The organism is Nocardia niigatensis NBRC 100131, assembly GCF_000308655.1.
Lineage (GTDB): Bacteria > Actinomycetota > Actinomycetes > Mycobacteriales > Mycobacteriaceae > Nocardia > Nocardia niigatensis.
Genome location: NZ_BAGC01000071.1, coordinates 222,671 through 244,018 on the forward strand (window position 1 = coordinate 222,671; position 21,348 = coordinate 244,018).

Sequence of the window (21,348 nt, forward strand, 5' to 3'; positions counted from 1 at the left end):
GATAGCGTCGCGGTATGAGCGCTCACTCGCACGATCAGGCAGGCACACACGGACATCCGCATTCCCACGGACATGGGCACGGCCACGGCCACACCCATGACGGAATCGACTGGGCGGCCATGATCGACGACCTCCGGCGCGACGACGCCATGTCGGCCGACTCCAATGCCGAGATCGCCCGGCGGCTGATCGCCCTGATTCCCGCCGGCGCGGAGCCCACCGTCCTGGACATCGGTGCCGGAGCGGGCGGCCAGAGCGTGGCGTTCGCGCGAGAGCTGCTGGCCCGCGGCGGCGGCGATCTCGTGATCGTGGACGCGGTGCCGGAACTGCTCGAGGCGGCCCAGCAGGCCGTGCAGGTCGCGCTCGACGGGGACGATCGGGTGCGGGTGCGGACCGTGCACGCCGATGCCGCGGCCGCGGACTTCGGCGCGGGGATCCCCGCGGCGGATCTGGTGTGGGCCTCGCGCATGGTGCACCACCTGCCCGATCAGCAGGCGGGCACCGCGCGCCTGGCCGGGCTGCTGCGCCCCGGCGGCTGGCTGGCGCTGGCCGAGGGCGGGCTATCGATGCGTTGCCTGCCTTGGGAACTCGGCGTCGGCACGCCCGGTCTGCAGGACCGGCTGCTGGCCCTGCGCGACGCGGGCTTCGCCCAGATGCGCGCCGACATCACCGCGGCGGTCCCCATGCCCTACGGCTGGAATGTGGCGCTGACCCGCGCCGGGCTGGCGGAGGCGACCTCCTTCAGCGTGCTGACCGATCATCCGGCGCCGCCGTCGCCGGCCGTGCGCGACAGTGTCGTCGCCTGGCTGGGCGGATTGAGCGAGCGGGTCGGCGACCGCGTCAGCGAGGATGATCGGGCCACGCTGGCGGCGCTGCTGGATCGATCCGCCGACACGTATATCGGTGCGCGCGAGGACATTTACGTTCTCGGCGCCACCACGGTCTTCCTGGGCCGCCGCTAGCCGCCGCCGCGGCCGCGCCCGGGGCAGGTCCGCGTTCGGGCACGATCGTGATCTGGCCGTGCCCGAACCGACACCGTGTTGTGGCCGCGAAAGCCGCTCCGACCTCCCGAAATGCCCTGCTATGCGGCATAATTCGAGCTCCCATGGCATATCCAACAAGATCGTTTCACATGCCGGGGGAGGAGTTTCGGTGACCCGTACCAAGGAGCAGCGGCACACGTCCGCGACCCGTGTCGACGACGTCGAGCGCATGTTCGGCGCACGGCGATATCAGCCCACCGCCGACACGCCCGCCATGGAACTCCGGGTGACGAGCGGCACCAAACGCACCGACGACGACTGGATCGTCCCCAAACAGCTGGTGGCCGACTGTGTTTCGGGCAAGCTGGTGCTGGACTTCACCCGGGCGCGGTGCTCGCGGCGGGAGATCGATATCCGGGTCGAGGCCGGTGCGGGCGCGGTCGTGCTGATCGTGCCGCGTGGCTGGCGGGTCGATCTGGCGGGCGTGCAGCCGGGCGCGGGCTCGGTGGCCAACCGGGTCAAGCTGCCGCGGTTCCCGGGCGCCCCGCTGATCCGGGTCACCGGTCAGGTGGACACCGGTGCGGTGAAGGCGCGCTACGCCTATCGTTCGCCGCTCATGTGGTTGCGCCGCTCGCGCTGACCGTTTCCGCGGATCCCGGCAATCCGGGAGACCATGCGGTATGACGGAGGGGTGACGCGCTGGCTGCTGCACGTCGACCTCGACCAATTCCAGGCCGCGGTCGAGTTCCGGCGGCATCCGGAACTGCGTGGGCAACCGGTCATCGTGGGCGGGAACGGCGATCCGGCCGAACCTCGCAAGGTGGTGTCCTGCGCGTCCTACCCCGCGCGGGCCTTCGGGGTGCGGGCGGGCATGCCGCTGCGCACGGCCGCGCGGGTCTGCCCCGACGGCGTCTTCCTGCCGCAGGACCTGACCACCTACGCCGAGGCGTCCGAGGAGATCATGGCGCTGCTGCGCACGTTTCCCGGCCGGGTCGAGGTGCTCGGTTTCGACGAGGCGTTCCTGGCGGTGGACACCGAGGACCCGGAGGGACTGGCGCGCGAGATCCGCGCCGCCATCGCGGAATTGGCGCTGACCTGCGCGGTCGGCATCGGGGACAACAAGACCCGGGCCAAGCTGGCCACCGGTTTCGCCAAGGCGGTGGGCAAGTCGGCGCGGTCGGCGGACGAGCCGCCGGAGGCGGACTCGGGCACCGGGATCTTCCGGCTGACCCAGGACAACTGGGTCGAGCTGATGGCCCACCGGCCCACGTCGGCGCTGTGGGGGATCGGCGCGCGCATCGCGAAACGCCTGAGCGGCTTGGGGATCGAGACCGTGGCCGACCTGGCCGCCGCCGACCGCAAGGCGCTCGCGGCGGAATTCGGGCCCAATACCGGGCCCTATCTCTGGGTGCTCGGGCACGGCGCCGGTGACACCGACATCGCGGAACCACGAGAACCGGTGGGCCACAGCCGATCCGAGACCTTTCCGCGAGACCTCACCGAGCGCGAGGACATCGACGCCGCGGTGGTGCGACTCGCCATCCAGGTGGCCGAGGAGACCCTCGCGGCCGGGCGGGCCGTCGGGCGGATCAGTGTCACGGTGCGCACCAGGACCTTCTTCACCCGCAGCAAGCAGCGGAAACTGCCCGCGCCCACCGGCGATGTGGACGAGATCGTGCAGACGGCGCTGGACGTGCTGCACAGCTTCGAACTCGATCGGCCCATCCGGTTGCTCGGGGTCCGCGTGGAGTACGCGATGCTGTGATGAGGTTGCACCCAACGGAAGGCACTCCAATGAATTCAGCATCGCGTAGCGATTCCCACCGGGGTGGCGGCGGGCCCGACTACGAGAACATCCGCTTCGAGCACGACGGCCCGATCGCCCGCATCACGCTGAACCGGCCCAATGCCGCCAATGGCATCGATCAGGCGCTCGCGGACGAGCTGGAGCGCGCGGCCACCTACTGCTCGGAGGATCCGGCCGTGAAGGTCGTGGTGCTGACCGGGGCCGGGCGGTTCTTCTCCGCGGGTGGCGACGTGCGGGCCATGGCGGCCAGCGACGACACCGGGGCGTTCATCGAGAAGCTGGCCGGAACCCTGCACCAGGCCGTGTCGGCGCTGGCCCGGATGGACGCGCTGCTCATCGTCGGCGTGAACGGCACCGCGGCCGGTGCGGGCATGAGCCTCGCGGTGGCCGGTGATCTGGTGGTCGCCGCCGAATCCGCCGTCTTCACCATGGCGTACACCAAGGTCGGCCTGAGCCCCGACGGCGGCGCGTCCTACTACCTGCCACGGATCATCGGCCTGCGCAAGACCCAGGAGCTGATGCTCACCAACCGCACCCTGTCCGCCGCCGAGGCGCTGGAGTGGGGGCTGCTGCACCGCGTCGTGCCGGATGCCGAACTGACCGCGGCCGTCGAGGCGCTGGCGCAGGAATTCGCCACCGGTCCCAAGGGGTCCAACGCCAATGTGAAGAAGCTGCTGCTGGTGTCCGGCCAGCACACCCTCGAGGAGCAGCTCAGCACCGAGGCCGCCTTCATCACCCGCGCCGCCGACTCCGCCGACGGCCAGGAGGGCATCACCGCCTTCACCGGTAAGCGCGCCCCGAAGTTCGCCTGAGGACAACGGATTTCGCCCCCGGCCGCGGCCGGGGGCGAATCACCCGGCCGGACCGGGCGCCCGTCAGCCCTTGATGAAGTCGAGGATCTCGGCGTTCACCTCGGCCGCGTGGGTGATGTAGAGGCCGTGGCCGGCGTCCGGGTACTCCTTCAGCACGGCGTGCGGGGCCAGCTTCACCGCCTGGCGGCTGGCGACATCGATCGGGATGGACTGGTCCGGGATGCCGTGCAGCAGCAGCGTCGGCACGGTCAGCGCGGCCACATCCGGGCGGTGATCGGTGGTGAACGCTTCGCGCTGCATGATCTGGATCGCGTAGGGCGAGGCCGACAGGCAGCGCTTGATCTCCTCGTCGATGACCGCCTGCGTGACGCCCCGCCGCAGGTGGGTGGCGAAGTAGCCCTGCGCCCGCTCGGCGAACCACTGCGGCCGGTCGGTGCGCAGCTGCTCCAGCAGACCCTCCAGCAGCTCGATCGGGATGCCGACCGGATTGTCGTCGGTGAGCATCATGAACGGGATCGCCGGAGCCAGCAGCGCGATGCGGGCCACCCGATCGGAACCGTGCCGGCTCAGGTAGCGGACCGTCTCGCCGCCGCCCGCCGAGTGCGCCACGATGGTGAGATCCCGCAGGTCGAGGTGCTCGATCAGCGCCGCGACATCGTCGGCGCGGGTGTCGACGTCGTAGCCGGTGGCCGGGGTGTCCGAACGGCCGTGACCACGCCGGTCCATCATGACGCAGCGGTAGCCCTGCGCCAGGAAGTAGTGCATCTGGTATTCCCACTGGTCGCTGTCGAGCGACCAACCCGACACGAACAGGATCGGGGTACCGGCGCCGAAGTCCTGGTAGTAGAGGGTGGTGCCGTCGGTGGTGGTCTGGAAAGTCGGCATATCTGCTGCGCTCCTTGGGTTTTCGATCGCTGATTCGACAATCGCAGAGCGCGGGAACGAAAGCGATTACCTGCCGGGTAACGGGCGCAGGTGACCAAGGCATGCGGTGAGGAGGCTTTCGGCTCTGCTGCCCGGTGGGGGGCATACCGCAGCCTGTAGCTGTGATCATGATTGGTGAGCAGGTGCCTACGCGGGCGATCGATGCCGTGATGTTCGAGCAAACCATGGCACGGTTGTGCGTCGAGTTCGCCGAAACCACCCCGCGACGGCAGGTGGAGTCGGTGCTGCGAGGCAGCTTGTCCGATCTGGCCGGCAGCCCGGTAGGGGCAATGCCCGAACTCAGCGAACGCCTTGCTCGCCAACGCCTCTCGGACGAACTCGACCACCGCGATGCGTTCGTACCCCTCCTCATCGCCTGAACTCGATTCACGGATCCCCATAGTCATGTCAGCCGAAGTGGGTAGTGCCAGCGCGCGGCTGTGACCGATGGGAGCCGCGGCGCGGACCTGGCCCGGTCATCGCGCTCGGCGCGCGGGCTCGAATTATCCTGGATTCAGCCCGGTTGCCCGAGTGCGGCAACGGCGCGGAGGTAGTCCCGGTGGGTGCTGGCGTGGATTTTCGTGTGGTGTTCGAGTCCGCGCCAGGATTGTTCCTGCTACTGGACCCGGACCTGCGGATCGTCGCGGTGTCCGACGCCTACACGGCCGCGACCCTGACCCAGCGGGAGGAGATCGTCGGGCGCGGCATCTTCGAGGTGTTTCCCGACAACCCACAGGACCCCGACGCGGAGGGCGTCCGGAACCTGCGGGTATCGCTCGAACGTGTCATCCGCGACCGGGTCACCGACGACATGCCGGTGCAACGCTATGACGTGCGCCGGCCCGACGGCGGCTTCGAGCAGCGGTTCTGGAGCCCGTCGAACTCGCCGGTCCTGGCCGCCGACAGTGCGTTGCTCTACATCATCCACCGCGTCGAAGACGTCACCGACTACATGCGACTGCAGGCCTCCGGAGCCGCGCAGCAGCAGGAGACCGCGGCGCTGCGCGAATCCGCCCAGCGGATGGAGCGGGAGGTGTTCGCCCGTGCCCACGAGGTCGCCGAGACCAGTCGCCGGCTCAAGGAAGCCAACACCGAGCTGGCCGAGTTGTATTCGCGCACCAAGGAACTCGATGAGCTCAAGAGCCAGTTCTTCGCCAACGTCAGCCACGAGCTGCGCACCCCGCTGATGCTGATCCTCGCCCCGGCGGAGAAACTGCTGGAAATCTGCACCGACGACATCGCCCACACCGAGCTCGAGGTGATCGTCCGCAACGCACGCATGCTGCTGGGACAGGTCAACAACCTGCTCGATACCTCCAAACTCGAAGCCGGCGCACTGCACCCGGACTACGCACGCGTCGACCTCGCCGCCCAGCTACGGATCGCGACAGGATATTTCGAAGCCCTCGCCGCCGACCAGCACCTCACACTCACCGTGGACGCCTCGGACCCGGTGCCCGCGGAAGCGGACCCGGAACATCTGCAGCGGATCCTGCTCAACCTGCTGTCCAACGCGTTCAAGTTCACCGGCAGGGGCGATGTCGTGCGCTGCACCGCCCGCAGCGGCGACGACAACCGGGTGGTGATCGAGGTCGCCGACAGCGGGCCCGGCATCCCGGCCGCCGCCCGTGACACGGTGTTCGAACGGTTCCGCCAAGTCGACGGCGGCGCCACCCGCGCTGTCGGCGGCACCGGACTCGGGTTGAGCATCGTTCGCGACCTGGTCCAACTGCACAGGGGGCGGGTTTCGATCACCGACGCCCCCGAAGGCGGGACGATGGTGGTCATCGAGCTGCCGGCCACCGCGCCCGCGGGCACGACAGTCCAGTCGGAGAGCTACGACGATTCGGTCCGCACCCGCGCGGCCGCCGCCGGACTGCTCGCAGAACTCGCCACCCCGAACACCGCCGCAGCCACGGTGCGCGATGATGACGACGAGCAGGCCAAACCGGTGGTGGTGCTCATCGAGGACAACGTCGACCTCAACACCACGATCAAACAATCACTGTCCGGGGCGTATCAGGTCATCTGCGCCTACGACGGATCGGCCGGGCTGCGCATGGCCCGCGCCCACCTGCCCGACCTGATCGTGTGCGACATCATGATGCCGCTGCTCAGCGGCGACGAACTCCTCCAGCAGGTCCGCGCCGACCCGCAGTTGAAGAACACCCCGGTCCTGATCACGAGCGCCCGCGCCGACGACACCACCCGCCTGGAGATGCTGCGCGCCGGGGCGAACGACTTCCTGACCAAACCCTTCGCGCTCGCCGAACTGCACGCCCGCGCCGACAACCTGGTCAGCGTGCGCCTGGCCGAGGCACGGTTGCGCGCCCTGCAGATCGTCAACGAACGCGACCGTATCGCACTGGAACTGCACCGCACCGTCATCGACAACCTCTTCGCGATGAGCATGCAACTGGGCGGCATCCGTTCCCAAGCCCGCGTACCGGCCGTGGCCGCCCGCATCGACCAGGTGATCAGCGAACTCGACCAGCTCATGCGCCAGATTCGCGACACCATCACCGACCTCGCGTCCGACACCGGCGGCGACGAGGGCTACCGGCTCTAGGGCCATCGCACCCGTCAACCGGTCGTTTTCCGAACACCGATGCGAAAGGCGCGCTGCGCCATACGAGAAGACGGGCGCGGTGGATGGAAGCCTGGACCCGAGTGCCGGGCGGCGACCTATGCTCGGGACATGGAGTTCCAGGCGATGGTGGCACACGAAACGGACAGCGGGATCGCCCTGATCCGGGAGGAGGTCGCCGATGACTTCCTCATGCCGGGCGAGGTGACGATCAAGGTGCATTTCTCGAGCGCCAACTACAAGGATGGCCTGGCCATCACCCCGCGCGGCGGCGTAGTACGGCAGTATCCGCTGATCCCCGGCATCGACCTCACCGGTGAGGTGGTCTCCTCCACCGATCCCGAATTCGCGCCCGGCGACCTGGTCGTGGCGCACGGCTACGACATCGGCGTCGCCCACCACGGCGGTTTCGCCGAATACGCGCGTGTTCCGGCCGGGTGGGTGGTGAAGCTGGACGGCCTCACCCCGCGCGAGGCCGCGGCCATCGGCACCGCGGGCTACACCGCGGCCATGAGTGTGCAGGCGCTGCTCGACCGCGGTCTCACCCCCGACTCCGGTCCGGTGCTGGTCACCGGCGCGACCGGCGGCGTCGGCAGTGTGGCGGTGGACATCCTGGCCGGGCTCGGCTTCGAGGTGGTGGCCTCCACCGGCAAACTCGGTGCGAGCGAACTGCTCTCGACGCTCGGGGCCGCGTCGGTCATCGGCCGGCTGCCGGGCGAGGGGGAGAAGCTGCGCGCCCTCGGCAAGGCGCAGTGGGCGGGCGCCGTCGACAGCGTGGGCGGAACCTCGCTGGCGCACATTCTCAGCACCGTCAAATACGGTGGCGCGGTGGCGGTCTCGGGTCTGACCGGCGGCTCCGACCTGCCCACCACGGTGATGCCGTTCATCCTGCGCGGCGTGTCCCTGATCGGCATCGACTCCGCGCACTTCCCGATCGACCAGCGCCGCGACCTGTGGGCGCGGCTGGCCAAGGACCTGAAGCCCCGGCATCTGACGCTGCTCGAGAACTACGCACCGATCACCGAGGCGGAATCGGTGCTGCGGTCCATCCTGGACGGAACCCACTCCGGCCGAACGGTTCTCGGTGTGGCGGGCGAGTTCTAGCCGGCGATCGCGCGCACGAGGTTGTGGTCGGAGGTCCCGGCCACATCCTCGACCGTGAGGTCGCGCACCGGGACTCCGCGCCCGACCACATGATCGATGAACTGGGATTTCGATCCCGAGTCGCGCGGCCGGGTCGGGATGGAATCCGGCGGGAACTCGGCGACGACGTACTCCTCGCCCAGCCCGGCGGCCAGGGTGGCCCGGTCGATATTGAAGTCGCCGAGCAGGATCGCCGGGCCGGACGCGGTGAGTTGACGCAGTCGCACCAGCTGAGCGGCGCGACGCTCGTCGCCCGACACGTGCGTGGCCACGATCAGCAGTCCGTCCAGGTCGATCGCCAGCGCGCCCTTGCCCGGGTCGAAGGCGTCGGCGAAGGACTCGGCGGCGATCTGGCGCGCGGATCCGTCGACAATGATCACGAGGTGCTCGGTCCGCGCGTCCAGGACGTTCGGCAGTCGGCGCGGCCGCGGCACCCGCGGATAGTCGAGAACATGGAACTCCCTGGCGGGCAGCGCCTTCCGGAGGCTCGCCAGCTGATCGCCGCTGACCTCCATGAGCGCGATGACGCGCTCTGTGCGGGCCGCGACCGCGGCGGTCACCGCCTCGATGCGCGCCGCCTCGTCGGGCCACTGCCCGACGATATCGCTGGCCCAGTTGTCGGCGTGGACGCGGTGCAGGACATTCCAGGTGGCAACGGTGATCACCTCCGCACCCTACGAGAAATCAACGGACTGTGCGGATTTCGTTTCATGTGAAACAACGCGAGTTCGCCGGGCGGTTGCGGGACCGGCCGGCACCCATCGAATCAGCCCGCGCCGGCCAGCACGTCCAGCGCGGCCGAGAGGTGCGGCAGCGCGCTGGGTCCGTACGAGGCGGCGATCTCGGCAAGCGCCCGGGCCAGGTGCGGGGCAATGGTCGCGGCGGGCAGCAACTCCTCGGCCAGCACGATGCCGCCCACGATATGGGCCGCCCGGATGCGCTCGTCGGAGGTGACCTCGTAGCGCCACGAACCGATCCGGACGCGCTCCGGCTCGGAGCGGAACAGGGATTTGCGGGGCGGTGTCCGGGTCACCCCGGGGACGCCCGCGAAGACCGTGAAGACCAGTCCGAGCCCGCCCGGGCCGCCGAGCGCGGCATCGATGGCGCGGGCGGCGGACGCGGTGTCGAAATCGCTCACGAGTTCATTCCGAGGGTGAACTGCGGGAGGATCGGGTCGCCCTCGCCGATGCGGCGGACGGCCGTGCCGGAGGCGTAGAACTCGACCGTGTGATACCCCCAGGCGTAGTTGGAGATATCGACGCTGACGCCGGTGACGCCGGTCGCGCCGTCCCGTTCGGCCTCGGCCTGCATGCGGGACATGGCCAGCTCGCGGGCCTGATAGTTGCCCTGCGTCCACTGCGGCATCTCCATATTGCGGCCCATCTGGCTGAGCATCTGCCGGAAGCTCTGCACCGCGACATGGAACACGCAGTTGCCCATGACGAAGGCGATCGGGGCGTAGCCGGTGCGCATCAGGGTCACCATGTCCTGCCCCGAGAGGTGACTGGTGAAAGCCTGCCCGTTCGGGCGCCGGTAGCTGCCCGGCGATTTCGCGAACCGCACCGCGGTCCCCACCGCGATGAACTCCAGATGTTCCATCGATTCCCCGTGCTGCCGCCATTCCAGCCGCACCCCCACCACGCCGTCGGCCTCGAGCGCGTCGGCCTCGGCCTGCATGCGCGACATGGCATTCCAGCGCGCCCGATAGGTGGCCTCGGTCAGCACCGGCAGTTCCTGCTGCTGCCGGATCCCGGTGAACTGGAACCCGACGTGATAGACCGACACCCCCATCACCAGATCGATGGGTTCGAAGCCCGCACCGTGCAGCAGCGCGAACTCGTTGACGGACAGATCCGAGGTGAAGATGCGGTTCGCGTGCGAGAGACGCTCCCCGGCAACCTGATCGAGCTGCTGCGGTTGACTCGGTTGGTTCGGTTGCATGCTGTTCACCCTCCGTCGGATCCCCCATGGATCTCTGACGAGCGTACGGCTCGGCACCGCTCGCGGCCCGGCGAAACGAAAGGAGCCGTGCGTGTTCTGTGCACACGCACGGCTCCTGGTCGAGCGGTTTACGCGGTGGCGCTGAGCTGCCGCCCGTCGTAGGCCGGCTCGGCGACCGGCTCGATGGCGTAGGCCAGGATCTCGGCCACGTCGGCGACGGGGCGGACATCCAGGGCGGCCAGCACCTCGGCCGGGACCTCGTCCAGGTCCGGCTCGTTGCGGGCCGGGATGAACACGGTCTTCAGGCCGGCGCGCTGGGCGGCGAGCAGCTTCTGCTTCACGCCGCCGATCGGCAGCACCCGTCCGTTCAGCGTGACCTCGCCGGTCATGCCGACATCCGCGCGGACCTGGCGGCCCAGGGCCAGCGACACCAGGGCGGTGACCATGGTGACGCCCGCGGACGGTCCGTCCTTCGGGACCGCGCCCGCCGGGAAGTGGATGTGGATATTGCGATCCAGCACCTTCGGCTCGATGCCGATCTCCTCCAGGTGGGAGCGGACGTAGGTCAGTGCGATCTGCGCGGACTCCTTCATGACGTCGCCCAGCTGGCCGGTCAGGGTCAGCGAGCGGTCGCCCTCGGCGGCATTGGCCTCGATGTAGAGGACGTCGCCGCCCGCGCCGGTCACCGCCAAACCCGTTGCGACACCGGGGACCGCGGTGCGTTCCGCCCCGTCGGGGGTGAAGCGCGGGCGGCCCAGGTAGTCCTTCAGGTCACCCAGTCCGATCACCAGCCTGCCGGAAGCCGTGGTGGTCGCACCGGATTCGGCGTCGTAGCCCAGGTCCTTGTCGTAGCCCAGGCCCTCCGGCACGAATTCGCGCTTGCTGACCAGGCTTTCGGTGTCGGCGATGTCCGCCGATTCCGACAGCCTGGTCGCCGCCTTGCGCAGCGCCTTGGCGATCAGCCGCTCCATCTGCCGCACCCCGGCTTCCCGGGTGTAGTTGGCGGCGACCTCGCGCAGCGCCTCGTCCGTGATCGAGACCTCCTCGGCGGTCAGGGCATTGCGCTCCAGCTGCCGCGGGATCAGGAAGTCGCGGGCGATGGCCACCTTGTCGGCCTCGGTGTAGCCGTCGACGCTGATCAGCTCCATGCGGTCCAGCAGCGGGCCGGGAATCGTCTCCAGGACGTTCGCGGTCGCGATGAACAGCACGTCGGACAGATCCAGATCCAGGTCCAGGTAGTGGTCGCGGAACGTGTGGTTCTGCGCCGGGTCCAGCACCTCCAGCAGGGCCGCCGCGGGATCGCCGCGGAAGTCCGAGCCGACCTTGTCGATCTCGTCCAGCAGGACAACGGGATTCATCGATCCCGCCTCCTTCATGGCGCGCACGATGCGGCCGGGCAGCGCGCCCACGTAGGTGCGCCGGTGACCGCGGATCTCGGCCTCGTCGCGCACGCCGCCCAGGGCGACGCGAACGAACTTGCGGCCCAGGGCCCGAGCCACGGACTCACCCAGCGAGGTCTTGCCGACACCGGGCGGACCGACCAGCACCAGCACCGCGCCGGAGCCGCGTCCGCCGACGACCTCCAGGCCGCGGGCGGCCCGGCGGGAACGGACGGCCAGGTACTCGACCATGCGGTCCTTGACCTCTTCCAGACCGTGGTGGTCGGCGTCCAGCACCGCGCGCGCGGCCGAAACGTCCGTCGAGTCGGTGGTTTTCACGCTCCACGGCAGTTCCAGGACGGTGTCCAGCCAGGTCCGGATCCAGCCCGTCTCCGGGCTCTGATCGCTGGAACGCTCCAGTCGGCCGACCTCGCGGAGGGCGGCTTCCCGCACGTTTGCGGGCAGGTCGGCGTTCTCGACGCGGGTGCGGTAGTCCTCCGCGCCGTCCGGCTCGTCCTCGCCCAGCTCCTTGCGAATCGCGTTGAGCTGCTGGCGCAGCAGGAACTCGCGCTGCTGCTTCTCCAGCCCCTCGCGCACGTCCTCGCTGATCTTCTCGCTGACCTCGGTCTCGGCGATGTGCTGGGTGGTCCAGTCGATCAGTTTGTGCAGGCGCGCCTGGGTGTCCGGGGTGTCCAGGATCTCGCGCTTCTGCTCATTGCTCAGGTACGACGCCCAGCCGGCCGCGTCGGCCAGGGTGGACGGATCGTTCATCTGATTGACCGCGTCGATGACCTGCCAGGCCTCACGGCGCTGCAGGACCGACACGACCAGCTTCTTGTATTCGGCCGCAAGCTCTTTGGTGCGTCCGTCGGCGGCCGGAATCTCGACCGGCTCGGCCTCGACCCAGAGCGCCGCGCCCGGCCCGGTCACGCCGTGGCCGATCTTGGCCCGGCTCTCCGCCTTCAGCACCGCCGCGGGCGCCCCGCCGCGCATCCGGCCGACCTGTTCGATGGTGGCCACGACGCCATAGGTGGCGTATCCCTCATCGAGGCGCGGCGCGACCAGCACCTGGTTGACCTTGCCCGCGCGGGCGGCATCGATGGCGGCCTGCGACGACTCGTCCAGCTCGATCGGCACGACCATGCCGGGGAGCACGATCGGATCGGTCAGGAACAGGACCGGCAGGTTCTGTGGTGTAGTCACGTCTTCGACCCCTTCCAAGGTTGAGCGTTACCTACTCAACTCGGGGGGTATACCGATTGTTCCGGCCTGATGTTCGCCGGGGGCGAACATGCAGATATCGGTGCCCAACCAACTTGTCGCGTTCTCACGTTCGTGTCGGTAACGCGTCGCCGATTCTCACGCGTCGTGTCGGAGCAGGGCATATCGAGCCGCCGAGCAGCCCTGTCGGCTGGGGGATACCGCCGGCCACGGTCGGATCCCGACAACCTGCACCCCGAGCTCGGCGCGACAAGATAGTGAGAAACCCCGCGCACGGCGGTGGAAAACCTATATATCGGATGGAGGGCCTAGGACCCGTCCAACCGGCGGCACCGGCCCACTGTCGCCACTGTGACGCGACTGCGCCGCCCTGTCCCCCCGCCTACAGGGGTAACCAACAGTCGGCGGGTTCCTCAGCCACCTGCTCGCGGGGCCTGTATTGGACCAGCGGTTGTGTGGGTGTCCTTGCCGCCGGACGCGAGAATGAACTGTCATCATCGCCGTCGGCCGGATGAGTGGTCCGCTGATGGTTCTTCATGGTGGGTGAGGTCGAGGAGGCGTGGGCTGGCCGGGTTCGTGCCGGCGCGGGCGTCAGCCGGATTGGTTGACAGCACCACCCGCAACGACGCCAACTACCCGGTTCTGTCGCTAGTTCCTACCCGGTTCTGTCGCTAGTTCAACCTTCACCGTCACGTTGCGGCGCCCATTCCCGGATCGCGGCGATGATCTGCTCGGGCGCGTCTTCCTGGATGTAGTGGCCCGCGCCCTCCAGGATGACGGTGCGATGCTGGGGAAAGACCCGCTCCCAGCGGCGACGCTCCGGTTCGCGGAACGCCACATCCTTCGTCGGCCACACCAGCAACGCGGGCTTGTTACCCAGGGCGGGCAGCCCTCGCTCGATCTCGGCGAGAAACGGTCGGCTGCCGAGGATTTCGCGAGGGAACACGTGCATCGGACGCCTCGACTCGGACGTCGGGAACGGCCCACGGTAGGCGTCCATCACCGACTCCGACAGCTTCCGGTGCCGGACACCGAGCGGTATGAGCCTCTCGACGAAGAAGTTTCGACGCAGAATCAGGTAGCTGCCGATCGGACCGCCCATCGTCCGGGAGAACACCTGCGTTCCCAGATCCGATTTCGGCCAGGCCCAGGTATTGCCGATCACGAACGCGGCGAACCGATCCGGATGCCGCGTCGCGACCGCGAACCCGATCGGTCCGCCCCAATCCTGCACCATGAGCGTCACGCCCGACAGGTCGAGCTCGGTGACGAATCGCTCGAGACTGTCGCGTGCTCGGCGGGCGTGAAACCGTATTCAGGGCCCGGGCGTGAGAGGCCGAACCCGGGGTAATCCAAGGCGATGCAGCGAAATTGGCCGCCGAGATCGGTGATCAACTCACGGTAGAGAAACGACCAGGTGGGGTTGCCGTGCAGAAGTAGCAGGGGTGGACCGATGCCTTCGTCGACGTAATGGACACGAGCGCCGGCCAGGTCGAGATAGCGGTGCTCGAAGGGGTATGAGTCTCGGGGCACCCAGGACGGAATTGCCGGTGTGTCTTCGGGCATGTCGACCTCCTCGGGCGAAGCGTACGGAGTAGCTGCTGCGGATCGCATTCGCGAAACACCTACCCGGCCGGATTGACCACCATGGAACGGACTGCAAGCTGAAAGCCCGCCGCCGCAAACAGGCTCTCACGACCGAAAGCGGTGGGTTCCCGCCGAAGTAGCTTCAGTCCGGCTGAACCCCGGGGGTAGGCGGCGTACCGAACGCTCTGCTAGGTGCGGGGCGGATCGGTTGCGGCGCAGCATCATCTGATGGGTGAGTACGATGCCATCAACGAGGACAACGCCGCCAAGGCCCGCGCCGCGGGCCGGCCGGAGCCGACCGGGACCGACGCGCAGCTGGGGTGGGCGACCACCGTGCGGCAGGACAAGCTCGACGAGTTCGACGGCAGTCCGATCACCGAGCCGCAGCGCGGCCGGATGCGGGCGGTGCTGCTGCGCGAGACGCGAGCGGAAGTGTGGATCGACAACCGCTGGAACCCGTGGGCCGCGGTGTGGCTGGTCAACCTCACCGACGAGGAACGTGACTCGCTGTTCCCGACACTCGGGAGCCAGCGATGAGCGGGATGGGTGAGCAGTACGCCGAGCTCGACGACGCACTCACGCGCCGGCGTGGCGTCCCCGAGCTGGAGGACCTGCTGTCGGTCTGGGAACGACTCGACCGTCTCGACGCCGGACTGCCCCACGTCCCCGATCCCGGCCGCCGCCAGCAACTGACCCAGGCCAGCGACCGCACACACCAGCATCTACTCGGCGCCTGGCGTGAGCTGGGCATCGCGTATGAGACCGCGCTTGCTACCTACCGAAACTGGGCTGCCGACCGTTAATCCGCGCTGGTGATCAACCAGGTGGTGCGCCCGCGGCGAGCGAGTGTCGTGTCGCAGTGCCGGCACCGTATTCGTGGTTGCCGCGGCGATCACCGGATGCTCGCATCACAGCTCTTACAGCGGCCGACGTGTGGACTGGGCACCCCGATCTTCGCCTGCCCGGGAGCGCCGGTATCCACCTTGCCGACGTCTCCTAACTCTGCCGGACCCGCGAATGGTCTGGTCGCGGCCCGTCACAGAGAGTGCGACTTCGGCCAGCAGCTCCTGCACTACCTGGCAACCGGCGACAACAGCGGACACCCGTGGTACGACCAGAACCTCGCTGATGACGTGGGCGCCCCGCCGCCGCAGGCACACGCGATCGCCGACGAAGCGATCCAGAAGTGCGACAACGCCGTCGACTCCCAGGTGTCCGCCTCCGCGGCGGCCACATCAGCGGCAATCTCTTCGGCGGCCGCCGCGACAAGTCGGGCGCAGGCGGACCAGTTGTTCGAACAGCATCGGCTTGCGGCGTGCACCGCGATCGGAGGCCGCTACGACACCGAGTGGGGCTGGTGCGCCTCGCACGGTGCCGGGCAACCCGAGCGGTAAGGCTGGAGCTGATTGCAAATATTCTTCGGTGAAATTCGACGGTGACCACATCACGCCGGGCGCGATCAAGCAGGAACAGGAGTGGTATCCGGGGTGCTTCCCGAATGCATGACGGCTAGGAGGATTCGACCATGAAAACGCCTGAACTGGCAGCCGCCCTGCGCCGTGAACGCGCTGACATGGTGCGCTTCTGCGGCGAACTCGACGAGGCTGAGTGGCGGGCCCCGAGCCGGGCGGCGGGCTGGCGGGTCCAGGACGTGGTGGCGCATCTGGGTTCCGGCTGCCGGGCAGTCTTCACTCCGGCACTGCTGACCATCATGCGCACTGACGACATCGAGCGGACCAATGACCTGTTCGTCGATCAGCGCCGCGAATGGCCATCAGCGCGTGTGTTCGCCGAGTACAAAACCTGGAGCCGGTGTTTCGCGACCGTTTCGACAGCGCTGGCCCGCACACCCCTGGGCCGGCTGCCATTGCCTCTCGGCGAACTGGGCCGTTTCCCGGCTGGAATGCTGTTGTCCGGCGCGATGCTGTTCGACCACCACACCCATCTGCGATTCGACATCGCTCCGGCATTGGATCGCGGGATCCCGGAGACCGACCCGGCCCGAATGGCCGGTGTGCTCGACTGGATGTTCGCGGTATTGAGCAACCAACTCGAATCCGCCGAAACCCATTGGCTCTCTTACCCGCTCGATATCGTGCTGGGTGGCCCGGGCGGCGGCATCTGGCGGGTTCATCCCGGTGGTTCGATCAGTGCGGGCCGCTCCGACGGTCCAGCGGCCGCGACCATCGAGAGCCGGTCCGGCGAATTCCCGGAATGGGCGACAAGCCGCGTCTGCTGGCGTGATCGAGACGTACGGATCCGCGGCGACGCGGATTATGCCGTCCGATTTCTCGACGACGTGAACATCGTGTGAGGGCAGGGGTTGAGGGACAGATCCGCGAAAAGTCACGCTAAGCGGTTCGGCTATCAATCCAGCGGGATGCCGCAGATAAATTCTGGAGTCGCCCGCGCGAGCGAGCCCTTGGCGCGACGGAACCGCCTGGCATCCCACCTCTGTGAGATCCGGCGCTAAGCGGGTACGACCGCAGATAATGCGCTCTTATCTGCGGTAGATACCTACACTGCGGATTCCGACAAGTTGGTGAGAAACAAGTCCGACAATCTACTGAGAAATCTGTTCACATAGGAAATTCGGGTGAGGGCCTACAGCAGAAGACGTGTTCTCGAATACAGGACTGCGTCGGCGGTGTTCAGCGGTGGCGCCTCAGCTTTCGCCTTCGGTGGTGACGTCGAAGGCGTTGAGGAAGTTGCAGACCAGCTGGTAGAAGCCGACGGTGAGTACAAAGTCGGCCAGTTCGGTGACCGTGAATATCTGGAGGGCCTCGGCGCGGGTGGCCGCGTCGAGTGTGTGCTCCTGCAGGAGCTTGTCGGTCCAGCGCAGTACCGCGGCTTCCTCCGCGCCGAGAGCGTCTCCGTGTCCGGTGACGGCCGCTGCGATCGCGTCTTCACCGAGCCCGACCGCGCGGGCGAACCTCTCGTGGTGGTGCAGTTCGTAGGCGGCTTCGTAGACGTGGCCCACCCGCAGGATCGCCAGCTCACGCAGCGGGAAGGGTACCGAGTTGGTTTGCAGCATGGCATCGGCCATGTTCAGAAAGCTCATTGCCATGCCGTGGGAATGCGCGATCATGCGGTAGACGTTCGCCGAGTGCGTGGTCAGCGCTTCTTGCAGCGCGGCGGGCAGGGTGGTCGAGTCCGGGTAGCTGATGGTGGTCATGGCAGCCTCTTCTTGGTCAGGACAGTCTGTGGTCAGGCGAGCTTGTCGAGGTCGCCGCGGATGGGCTCGCCGCCGTCCCAGGTCGCGGCGACTTCCCGGATGTAGCGGAAGAATTGACCTTTGGGGCCGCTGATATCGGAGATCTCGATGATGTGGCCGAAGGTCTTCTCGGTGTCGAAGTAGGCGAAACGCCCCTGCTCACCGCCGATCGACCCTTCGTGGCCCACCTCGTAGCCCAGTGACAGCGCCTTGTCGTAGAGACCCTGGTAGTCCTCGGTCCAGTAGGCGATGTGCTGCAGGCCCTCACGACCGGATTCGAGGAACTCCCGATACAGCGAGGGCGCGTCGTTGCGGGGCTGGATCAGCTCGATCTGAACGTCGCCGGAATTGGCCAGGGCGACACTCATTTTCATCGGCGATTCGCTGCCGCGATGGGTGAAGTAGTCGGTCTGTACATCGTGGACATAGAACCAGGGGCCCACGCCGTGAGTGAGCCACCGCTGCATCTCGGCGTTGATATCGCGTACGACATAACCCATTTGGGCGATGTTGCCGAAGATCCGGCTCATAGTGTTGTTACTTTCTGTTCGTGGTTGACACGGCTCCGCCGGTGGGCGGCGCCGCACCGCATCCGCTCGCGTGTGCGGTTCGGACAGACCGGGGGTCAGGCCCGTCCGAGGGCGCGGTCGAGCAGGTATGGGTCGTGGGAATTGACCAGCAGCAGGTCCGGGTCGGCGGCGGTCCACAGCTCGGTCAGGCGTTCGTGGTTGGCCCTCACCTGTTTCCAGTCGTGGGCGATGACCCGTTCCATCGCGGTGAGCGCGCGTGGTGCGGAGTGCGATCCGTCGAGCTGACCGTGGTGATAGAAGGAGTCGCCGACGTGCAGTACCCACCGGTCGCCGGCATCGACGGCCACGGCTGCGTGTCCGCGACTGTGGCCGGGCAGGTTGATCAAGACGATGCCGGGGGCGATGTCGGTGAGTTCTTCGGCGCCGGCGAACCCGCGCCAGGATTCTCCTGCCGCCGGGGTGTGTTCGACGAGCTTCGGCTCGTGAGCGCGTTGGGCCGGGAGGTAGCGCTCGCGTTCCATCATGGTGTGGGGGTGCTGGGCGGCGAAGGATTCCACGCTGGTGAGGTGGACCTGGGCCCACGGGAAGTCGGAGAGTCCACCGGCGTGATCGGCGTCGAAGTGGGTGAGCACGACGTGGCGCACATCCTCCGGTTCGAAGCCGAACTTCCGGATTTGGGAGATCGCCGCTTCGGCGGGGTCGAAGACGGGCCGGACGTAGAAGCGTCCCGGGCCGAATCGCTCGGCGGGAGACTGGGCATCATGCAGGCCCAGGCCCGAATCGACGAGGGCGAGCCCGTGAGGTGTCTCCACCAGCAGGACGTGGCAGACCAACCCGGCAGGTGTGGCGCGCGGGTGCATGGTGCCGCAGTTGAGATGGTGAACTTTCATCCGACCAGCGCCGCCTTCATCTCTTCCATGGCGGCCGGATCACCGTTGAGCAGCGCCGGGTCGATGACCTGGATCGGGTTGGTGCCGTCCCAGTTCGCCGCGGCGCAGGTGCGAGGCCGGCGGGCTCGAAGTCTCCACGATACCGGCGACTTCCATGCCCGCGGTGAACTCACCGGCCTCCTGGGAGTTGGCGGTGTAGCTGCCGTCGAGCGCGTACAGGTCCGCGCGGTTGGGACCGGCGGCCATGACCTGGATGCGAACCGCGCCGAGCCGGCTCGGCGCGTCGACATCGCGCAGCTGCCAGTTCGGCCCGGCTCCGCCGATGAGTGCACGCATGTGCGGGTTTCCTTTCACAGCATGGGAATACGGACCAGCGGGGTCGACGATGAGTCGGCGCCTTCGCCCCGGGTCAGTGGTGGTTGATGGCACCGTGGGTGAACGTCGGCGAGGTGCCGGGATTGGTCCAGGCCGCGGTCAGTTCGCTCGACGGGAAGAACTGCAGGAAGCGGGAGTCCTTCTCGCTCCGGTCGGCGAGTGTCTTCTCCAACACGATCGAGTTGTATTGATCGACCGTTGTCTCGATGGTGTTGGCGTTGAGCACGATCTCCTGGCCCCACTCCTTCGCCCAGCGAGCCAGCCCCGGCAATCGCGAATGCTCCGGTGTCAAACATTCGGCGGCGATCACGTTCTCGCTGCTCACCCACACCCCGGTGGAGGTGTTGAGCACCAGGCTCTGGTTACCGAAGACGTGACCGGGCGTCTTGATCACGGCGACGCCGGGTCCGAGCACCACCGATCCGTCGATGGGCAGGAACGCCTCGGGCGGGACGTCGCGATAGGCGCCGGGCTGGTACCACGGCCGCTGCATCGGGTGCAGGTCCGCCATCGCGGCCAGTTCGTCTCGTTGCACGATGACCTTCGCGCGCGGAAACACGGGTTTGGGCTGCGCGCCCAGATCGGTTTGGTGTTCGGTGGTGCCGATCCAGCGCCGCAGGTCCTGGGTGTGCAGGTGGTCGAACATCAGATAGTCGACCTCGCCTGGGTCGATCCCCAGTCGCGACAGGTGACCGAGCACAGTGCCGTGCTCGGTAACCATCAGATTCGAGACGATATCGGGGGTGCGGCCGGCGAGCTCGTCGAAATACGGTGTGTAGCGGCCCAGTTCGACGTCGCTGGGCTCGAACAGCAGCACCCGCGGCGTCCCGTCGCTCTCGTGCCACCGGATCACCAGCATCCGGTTGGTGATCGACAGGAACGGGGCGATCGCGCGGGAAGCGCGGAACAAGCCGAACCGCGTGGGATAGGGCAGCGTCACCAGATCGCAGGTGCTGACGCTGTCGGGCGTGCCGGTCTGGACGAATTCCTTCCGGAATGCCGCAGCCTGTGTCCGGACCGCGGTGAGCCTGGCGCCCGGGCCGCCATCGATCATCGAGAGATCGGTCAGGCTGTCGACCCGCGAGCCGATGCTCGCCAGGTCCAGCACGTCACCTTGTCGCCACGGCATTTGCATCGGGTACACCTCATGTCATTAATTCCACAGCGTGGGATTAATGCAGATTAAACCCACACTGTGGAAATATGCAAGGGTGGGAAGAATGAAGGCCACGACCGGTGCGACAGCAAGCCAGCCATCGCCGAGCGCGCCTCGGCGCGGGCGGCCGCCGAAGACGCAAACGCAGCTCTCGCGGCAAGCGGTCCGGGAGGCGGCACTGTCGGTGATCGACGCCGATGGCATCGACGCCGTGACCATGCGCTCGGTCAGCCGCGTGCTGGGAGTGGACGCCAAAAGCCTCTACCACTACGTCGACGGCAAGGACGACCTACTCGATGCGGTCGCCGAGTCCCTGCTCGAGCAGCTACGCCCGCCCGCGGCGACCGACTCCCTGGAAGGCGACCTTCGCGCGTGGGCCCATGAGTTCCGCCGTATCACCCTCGCCCACCCCCAGGCCGCGACATTGGTTCTGACCCGCCAGCTTTCCTCGACCGCGGGTCTGGCTCCCATCGAAGCCACCCTCGCGGTGCTGCGGCGCACCGGGTGCGGCCCCGAGCACGCGGTCCACTTGATGCGGACGCTGCTGGCCACGCTGATCGGGACCCTGCTTCGTGAGGTATCGGCCGGCCCCACATTCGGAACAACCGACCCTGAGGAAATCGCCGAGCGGCAGCAGACGCTCGAATCAGCCGGACTGCCGCAAGTCGGCCTCGCCGCGCCCTACCTCGCCCGATTCGACCGCGACCGCGAGTTCGACTTCACCATCGACCTGGCCGTCCGGCTCATCACCTCCGGGCTCGACAGCGACCGGGCCCAGCAGGCCGACCATTAGGACAGC

22 protein-coding genes and 1 pseudogene are annotated in these 21,348 nt (G+C 67.9%); 12 read left to right on the plus strand and 11 right to left on the minus strand.

All coding sequences use genetic code 11. The annotated features are described in order from the left end of the window. Nucleotides 1–14 precede the first annotated feature (14 nt). The 4 genes from ON33_RS30265 to ON33_RS30280 all read left to right on the plus strand — a co-directional run bounded on the left by ON33_RS30265 (nucleotide 15) and on the right by ON33_RS30280 (nucleotide 3,602). Nucleotides 15–962 (plus strand): class I SAM-dependent methyltransferase, encoded by a 948-nt coding sequence (locus ON33_RS30265; protein ID WP_083869397.1) that lies wholly within the window; start codon nucleotides 15–17, stop codon nucleotides 960–962. 190 nt (nucleotides 963–1,152) lie between these two features. Next, the gene (locus ON33_RS38705) at nucleotides 1,153–1,623 is read left to right on the plus strand and encodes a hypothetical protein (RefSeq protein ID WP_051153076.1); all 471 of its coding nucleotides are present in this window, start codon (nucleotides 1,153–1,155) and stop codon (nucleotides 1,621–1,623) included. 51 nt (nucleotides 1,624–1,674) lie between these two features. Continuing rightward, on the plus strand, nucleotides 1,675–2,748 hold the full coding sequence (locus ON33_RS30275) for a DNA polymerase IV (RefSeq protein ID WP_040862502.1): 1,074 nt from the start codon (nucleotides 1,675–1,677) through the stop codon (nucleotides 2,746–2,748). A gap of 29 nt (nucleotides 2,749–2,777) precedes the next feature. Further along, entirely contained in the window at nucleotides 2,778–3,602 is an 825-nt protein-coding gene (locus ON33_RS30280; protein ID WP_051153078.1) for an enoyl-CoA hydratase/isomerase family protein, read from the plus strand. 63 nt (nucleotides 3,603–3,665) lie between these two features. On the opposite strand, the gene ON33_RS30285 is transcribed toward ON33_RS30280, so the two are convergent. Then, nucleotides 3,666–4,487, minus strand: coding sequence for an alpha/beta fold hydrolase (locus ON33_RS30285; protein ID WP_040862503.1), 822 nt, complete (start codon nucleotides 4,485–4,487; stop codon nucleotides 3,666–3,668). A 161-nt stretch (nucleotides 4,488–4,648) separates the two neighbouring features. On the opposite strand from ON33_RS30285, the gene ON33_RS30290 reads away from it, so the two are divergent. From ON33_RS30290 to ON33_RS30300, 3 genes are all read left to right on the plus strand, one after another. Next, nucleotides 4,649–4,906 (plus strand): hypothetical protein, encoded by a 258-nt coding sequence (locus ON33_RS30290; RefSeq protein ID WP_157184789.1) that lies wholly within the window; start codon nucleotides 4,649–4,651, stop codon nucleotides 4,904–4,906. A 191-nt stretch (nucleotides 4,907–5,097) separates the two neighbouring features. Further along, complete coding sequence (locus ON33_RS30295; protein WP_169336854.1) at nucleotides 5,098–7,095, plus strand: ATP-binding protein; 1,998 nt, start codon at nucleotides 5,098–5,100, stop codon at nucleotides 7,093–7,095. 129 nt (nucleotides 7,096–7,224) lie between these two features. Continuing rightward, nucleotides 7,225–8,217: an oxidoreductase gene (locus ON33_RS30300; RefSeq protein WP_040862505.1), complete on the plus strand. Its 993-nt coding sequence runs from the start codon at nucleotides 7,225–7,227 to the stop codon at nucleotides 8,215–8,217. Here ON33_RS30300 and ON33_RS30305 read toward each other — a convergent pair. The 5 genes and pseudogenes from ON33_RS30305 to ON33_RS30325 form a co-directional block, all read right to left on the minus strand. Further along, a complete protein-coding gene (locus tag ON33_RS30305) occupies nucleotides 8,214–8,921 on the minus strand; it encodes an endonuclease/exonuclease/phosphatase family protein (protein WP_040862506.1) in 708 nt (235 codons plus the stop codon). The genes ON33_RS30300 and ON33_RS30305 overlap by 4 nt on opposite strands. 101 nt (nucleotides 8,922–9,022) lie before the next feature. After that, nucleotides 9,023–9,394: a DUF5073 family protein gene (locus tag ON33_RS30310; RefSeq protein WP_040862507.1), complete on the minus strand. Its 372-nt coding sequence runs from the start codon at nucleotides 9,392–9,394 to the stop codon at nucleotides 9,023–9,025. After that, nucleotides 9,391–10,197, minus strand: a complete 807-nt coding sequence (locus tag ON33_RS30315) for a heavy metal-binding domain-containing protein (RefSeq protein WP_040862508.1) — start codon at nucleotides 10,195–10,197, stop codon at nucleotides 9,391–9,393. The genes ON33_RS30310 and ON33_RS30315 overlap by 4 nt, the downstream gene beginning before the upstream one ends. A gap of 128 nt (nucleotides 10,198–10,325) precedes the next feature. After that, on the minus strand, nucleotides 10,326–12,779 hold the full coding sequence (gene lon, locus ON33_RS30320; RefSeq protein WP_040862509.1) for an endopeptidase La: 2,454 nt from the start codon (nucleotides 12,777–12,779) through the stop codon (nucleotides 10,326–10,328). 694 nt (nucleotides 12,780–13,473) lie between these two features. Then, nucleotides 13,474–14,363, minus strand: a pseudogene (locus ON33_RS30325) (alpha/beta fold hydrolase). A 249-nt stretch (nucleotides 14,364–14,612) separates the two neighbouring features. Between ON33_RS30325 and ON33_RS30330 the strand changes: the two are divergent. From ON33_RS30330 to ON33_RS30345, 4 genes are all read left to right on the plus strand, one after another. Then, on the plus strand, nucleotides 14,613–14,921 hold the full coding sequence (locus tag ON33_RS30330; RefSeq protein WP_040862510.1) for a hypothetical protein: 309 nt from the start codon (nucleotides 14,613–14,615) through the stop codon (nucleotides 14,919–14,921). Beyond that, nucleotides 14,918–15,187: a hypothetical protein gene (locus tag ON33_RS30335; protein WP_157184790.1), complete on the plus strand. Its 270-nt coding sequence runs from the start codon at nucleotides 14,918–14,920 to the stop codon at nucleotides 15,185–15,187. The genes ON33_RS30330 and ON33_RS30335 overlap by 4 nt, the downstream gene beginning before the upstream one ends. A 9-nt stretch (nucleotides 15,188–15,196) precedes the next feature. Then, nucleotides 15,197–15,778, plus strand: a complete 582-nt coding sequence (locus ON33_RS41775) for a hypothetical protein (RefSeq protein WP_157184791.1) — start codon at nucleotides 15,197–15,199, stop codon at nucleotides 15,776–15,778. Nucleotides 15,779–15,909: 131 nt separating this feature from the next. Beyond that, nucleotides 15,910–16,698, plus strand: coding sequence for a maleylpyruvate isomerase N-terminal domain-containing protein (locus ON33_RS30345; RefSeq protein ID WP_040862513.1), 789 nt, complete (start codon nucleotides 15,910–15,912; stop codon nucleotides 16,696–16,698). Nucleotides 16,699–17,049: 351 nt separating this feature from the next. Here ON33_RS30345 and ON33_RS30350 read toward each other — a convergent pair whose 3' ends face one another. The 5 genes from ON33_RS30350 to ON33_RS30370 form a co-directional block, all read right to left on the minus strand. After that, entirely contained in the window at nucleotides 17,050–17,559 is a 510-nt protein-coding gene (locus ON33_RS30350; protein WP_218001529.1) for a carboxymuconolactone decarboxylase family protein, read from the minus strand. Between the two features lie 32 nt (nucleotides 17,560–17,591). Further along, complete coding sequence (locus ON33_RS30355; protein WP_245550843.1) at nucleotides 17,592–18,098, minus strand: VOC family protein; 507 nt, start codon at nucleotides 18,096–18,098, stop codon at nucleotides 17,592–17,594. A 125-nt stretch (nucleotides 18,099–18,223) separates the two neighbouring features. Beyond that, nucleotides 18,224–19,018 (minus strand): MBL fold metallo-hydrolase, encoded by a 795-nt coding sequence (locus tag ON33_RS30360; protein ID WP_040862515.1) that lies wholly within the window; start codon nucleotides 19,016–19,018, stop codon nucleotides 18,224–18,226. Nucleotides 19,019–19,057: 39 nt separating this feature from the next. Beyond that, nucleotides 19,058–19,354, minus strand: coding sequence for an alcohol dehydrogenase catalytic domain-containing protein (locus ON33_RS30365; RefSeq protein ID WP_040862516.1), 297 nt, complete (start codon nucleotides 19,352–19,354; stop codon nucleotides 19,058–19,060). Between the two features lie 73 nt (nucleotides 19,355–19,427). Further along, nucleotides 19,428–20,528, minus strand: coding sequence for an MBL fold metallo-hydrolase (locus ON33_RS30370; RefSeq protein ID WP_040862652.1), 1,101 nt, complete (start codon nucleotides 20,526–20,528; stop codon nucleotides 19,428–19,430). Nucleotides 20,529–20,613: 85 nt separating this feature from the next. Here ON33_RS30370 and ON33_RS30375 point away from each other — a divergent pair, with 85 nt between their 5' ends. Next, the gene (locus tag ON33_RS30375; RefSeq protein WP_051153082.1) at nucleotides 20,614–21,342 is read left to right on the plus strand and encodes a TetR/AcrR family transcriptional regulator; all 729 of its coding nucleotides are present in this window, start codon (nucleotides 20,614–20,616) and stop codon (nucleotides 21,340–21,342) included. The last annotated feature ends 6 nt before the right edge of the window (nucleotides 21,343–21,348 follow it).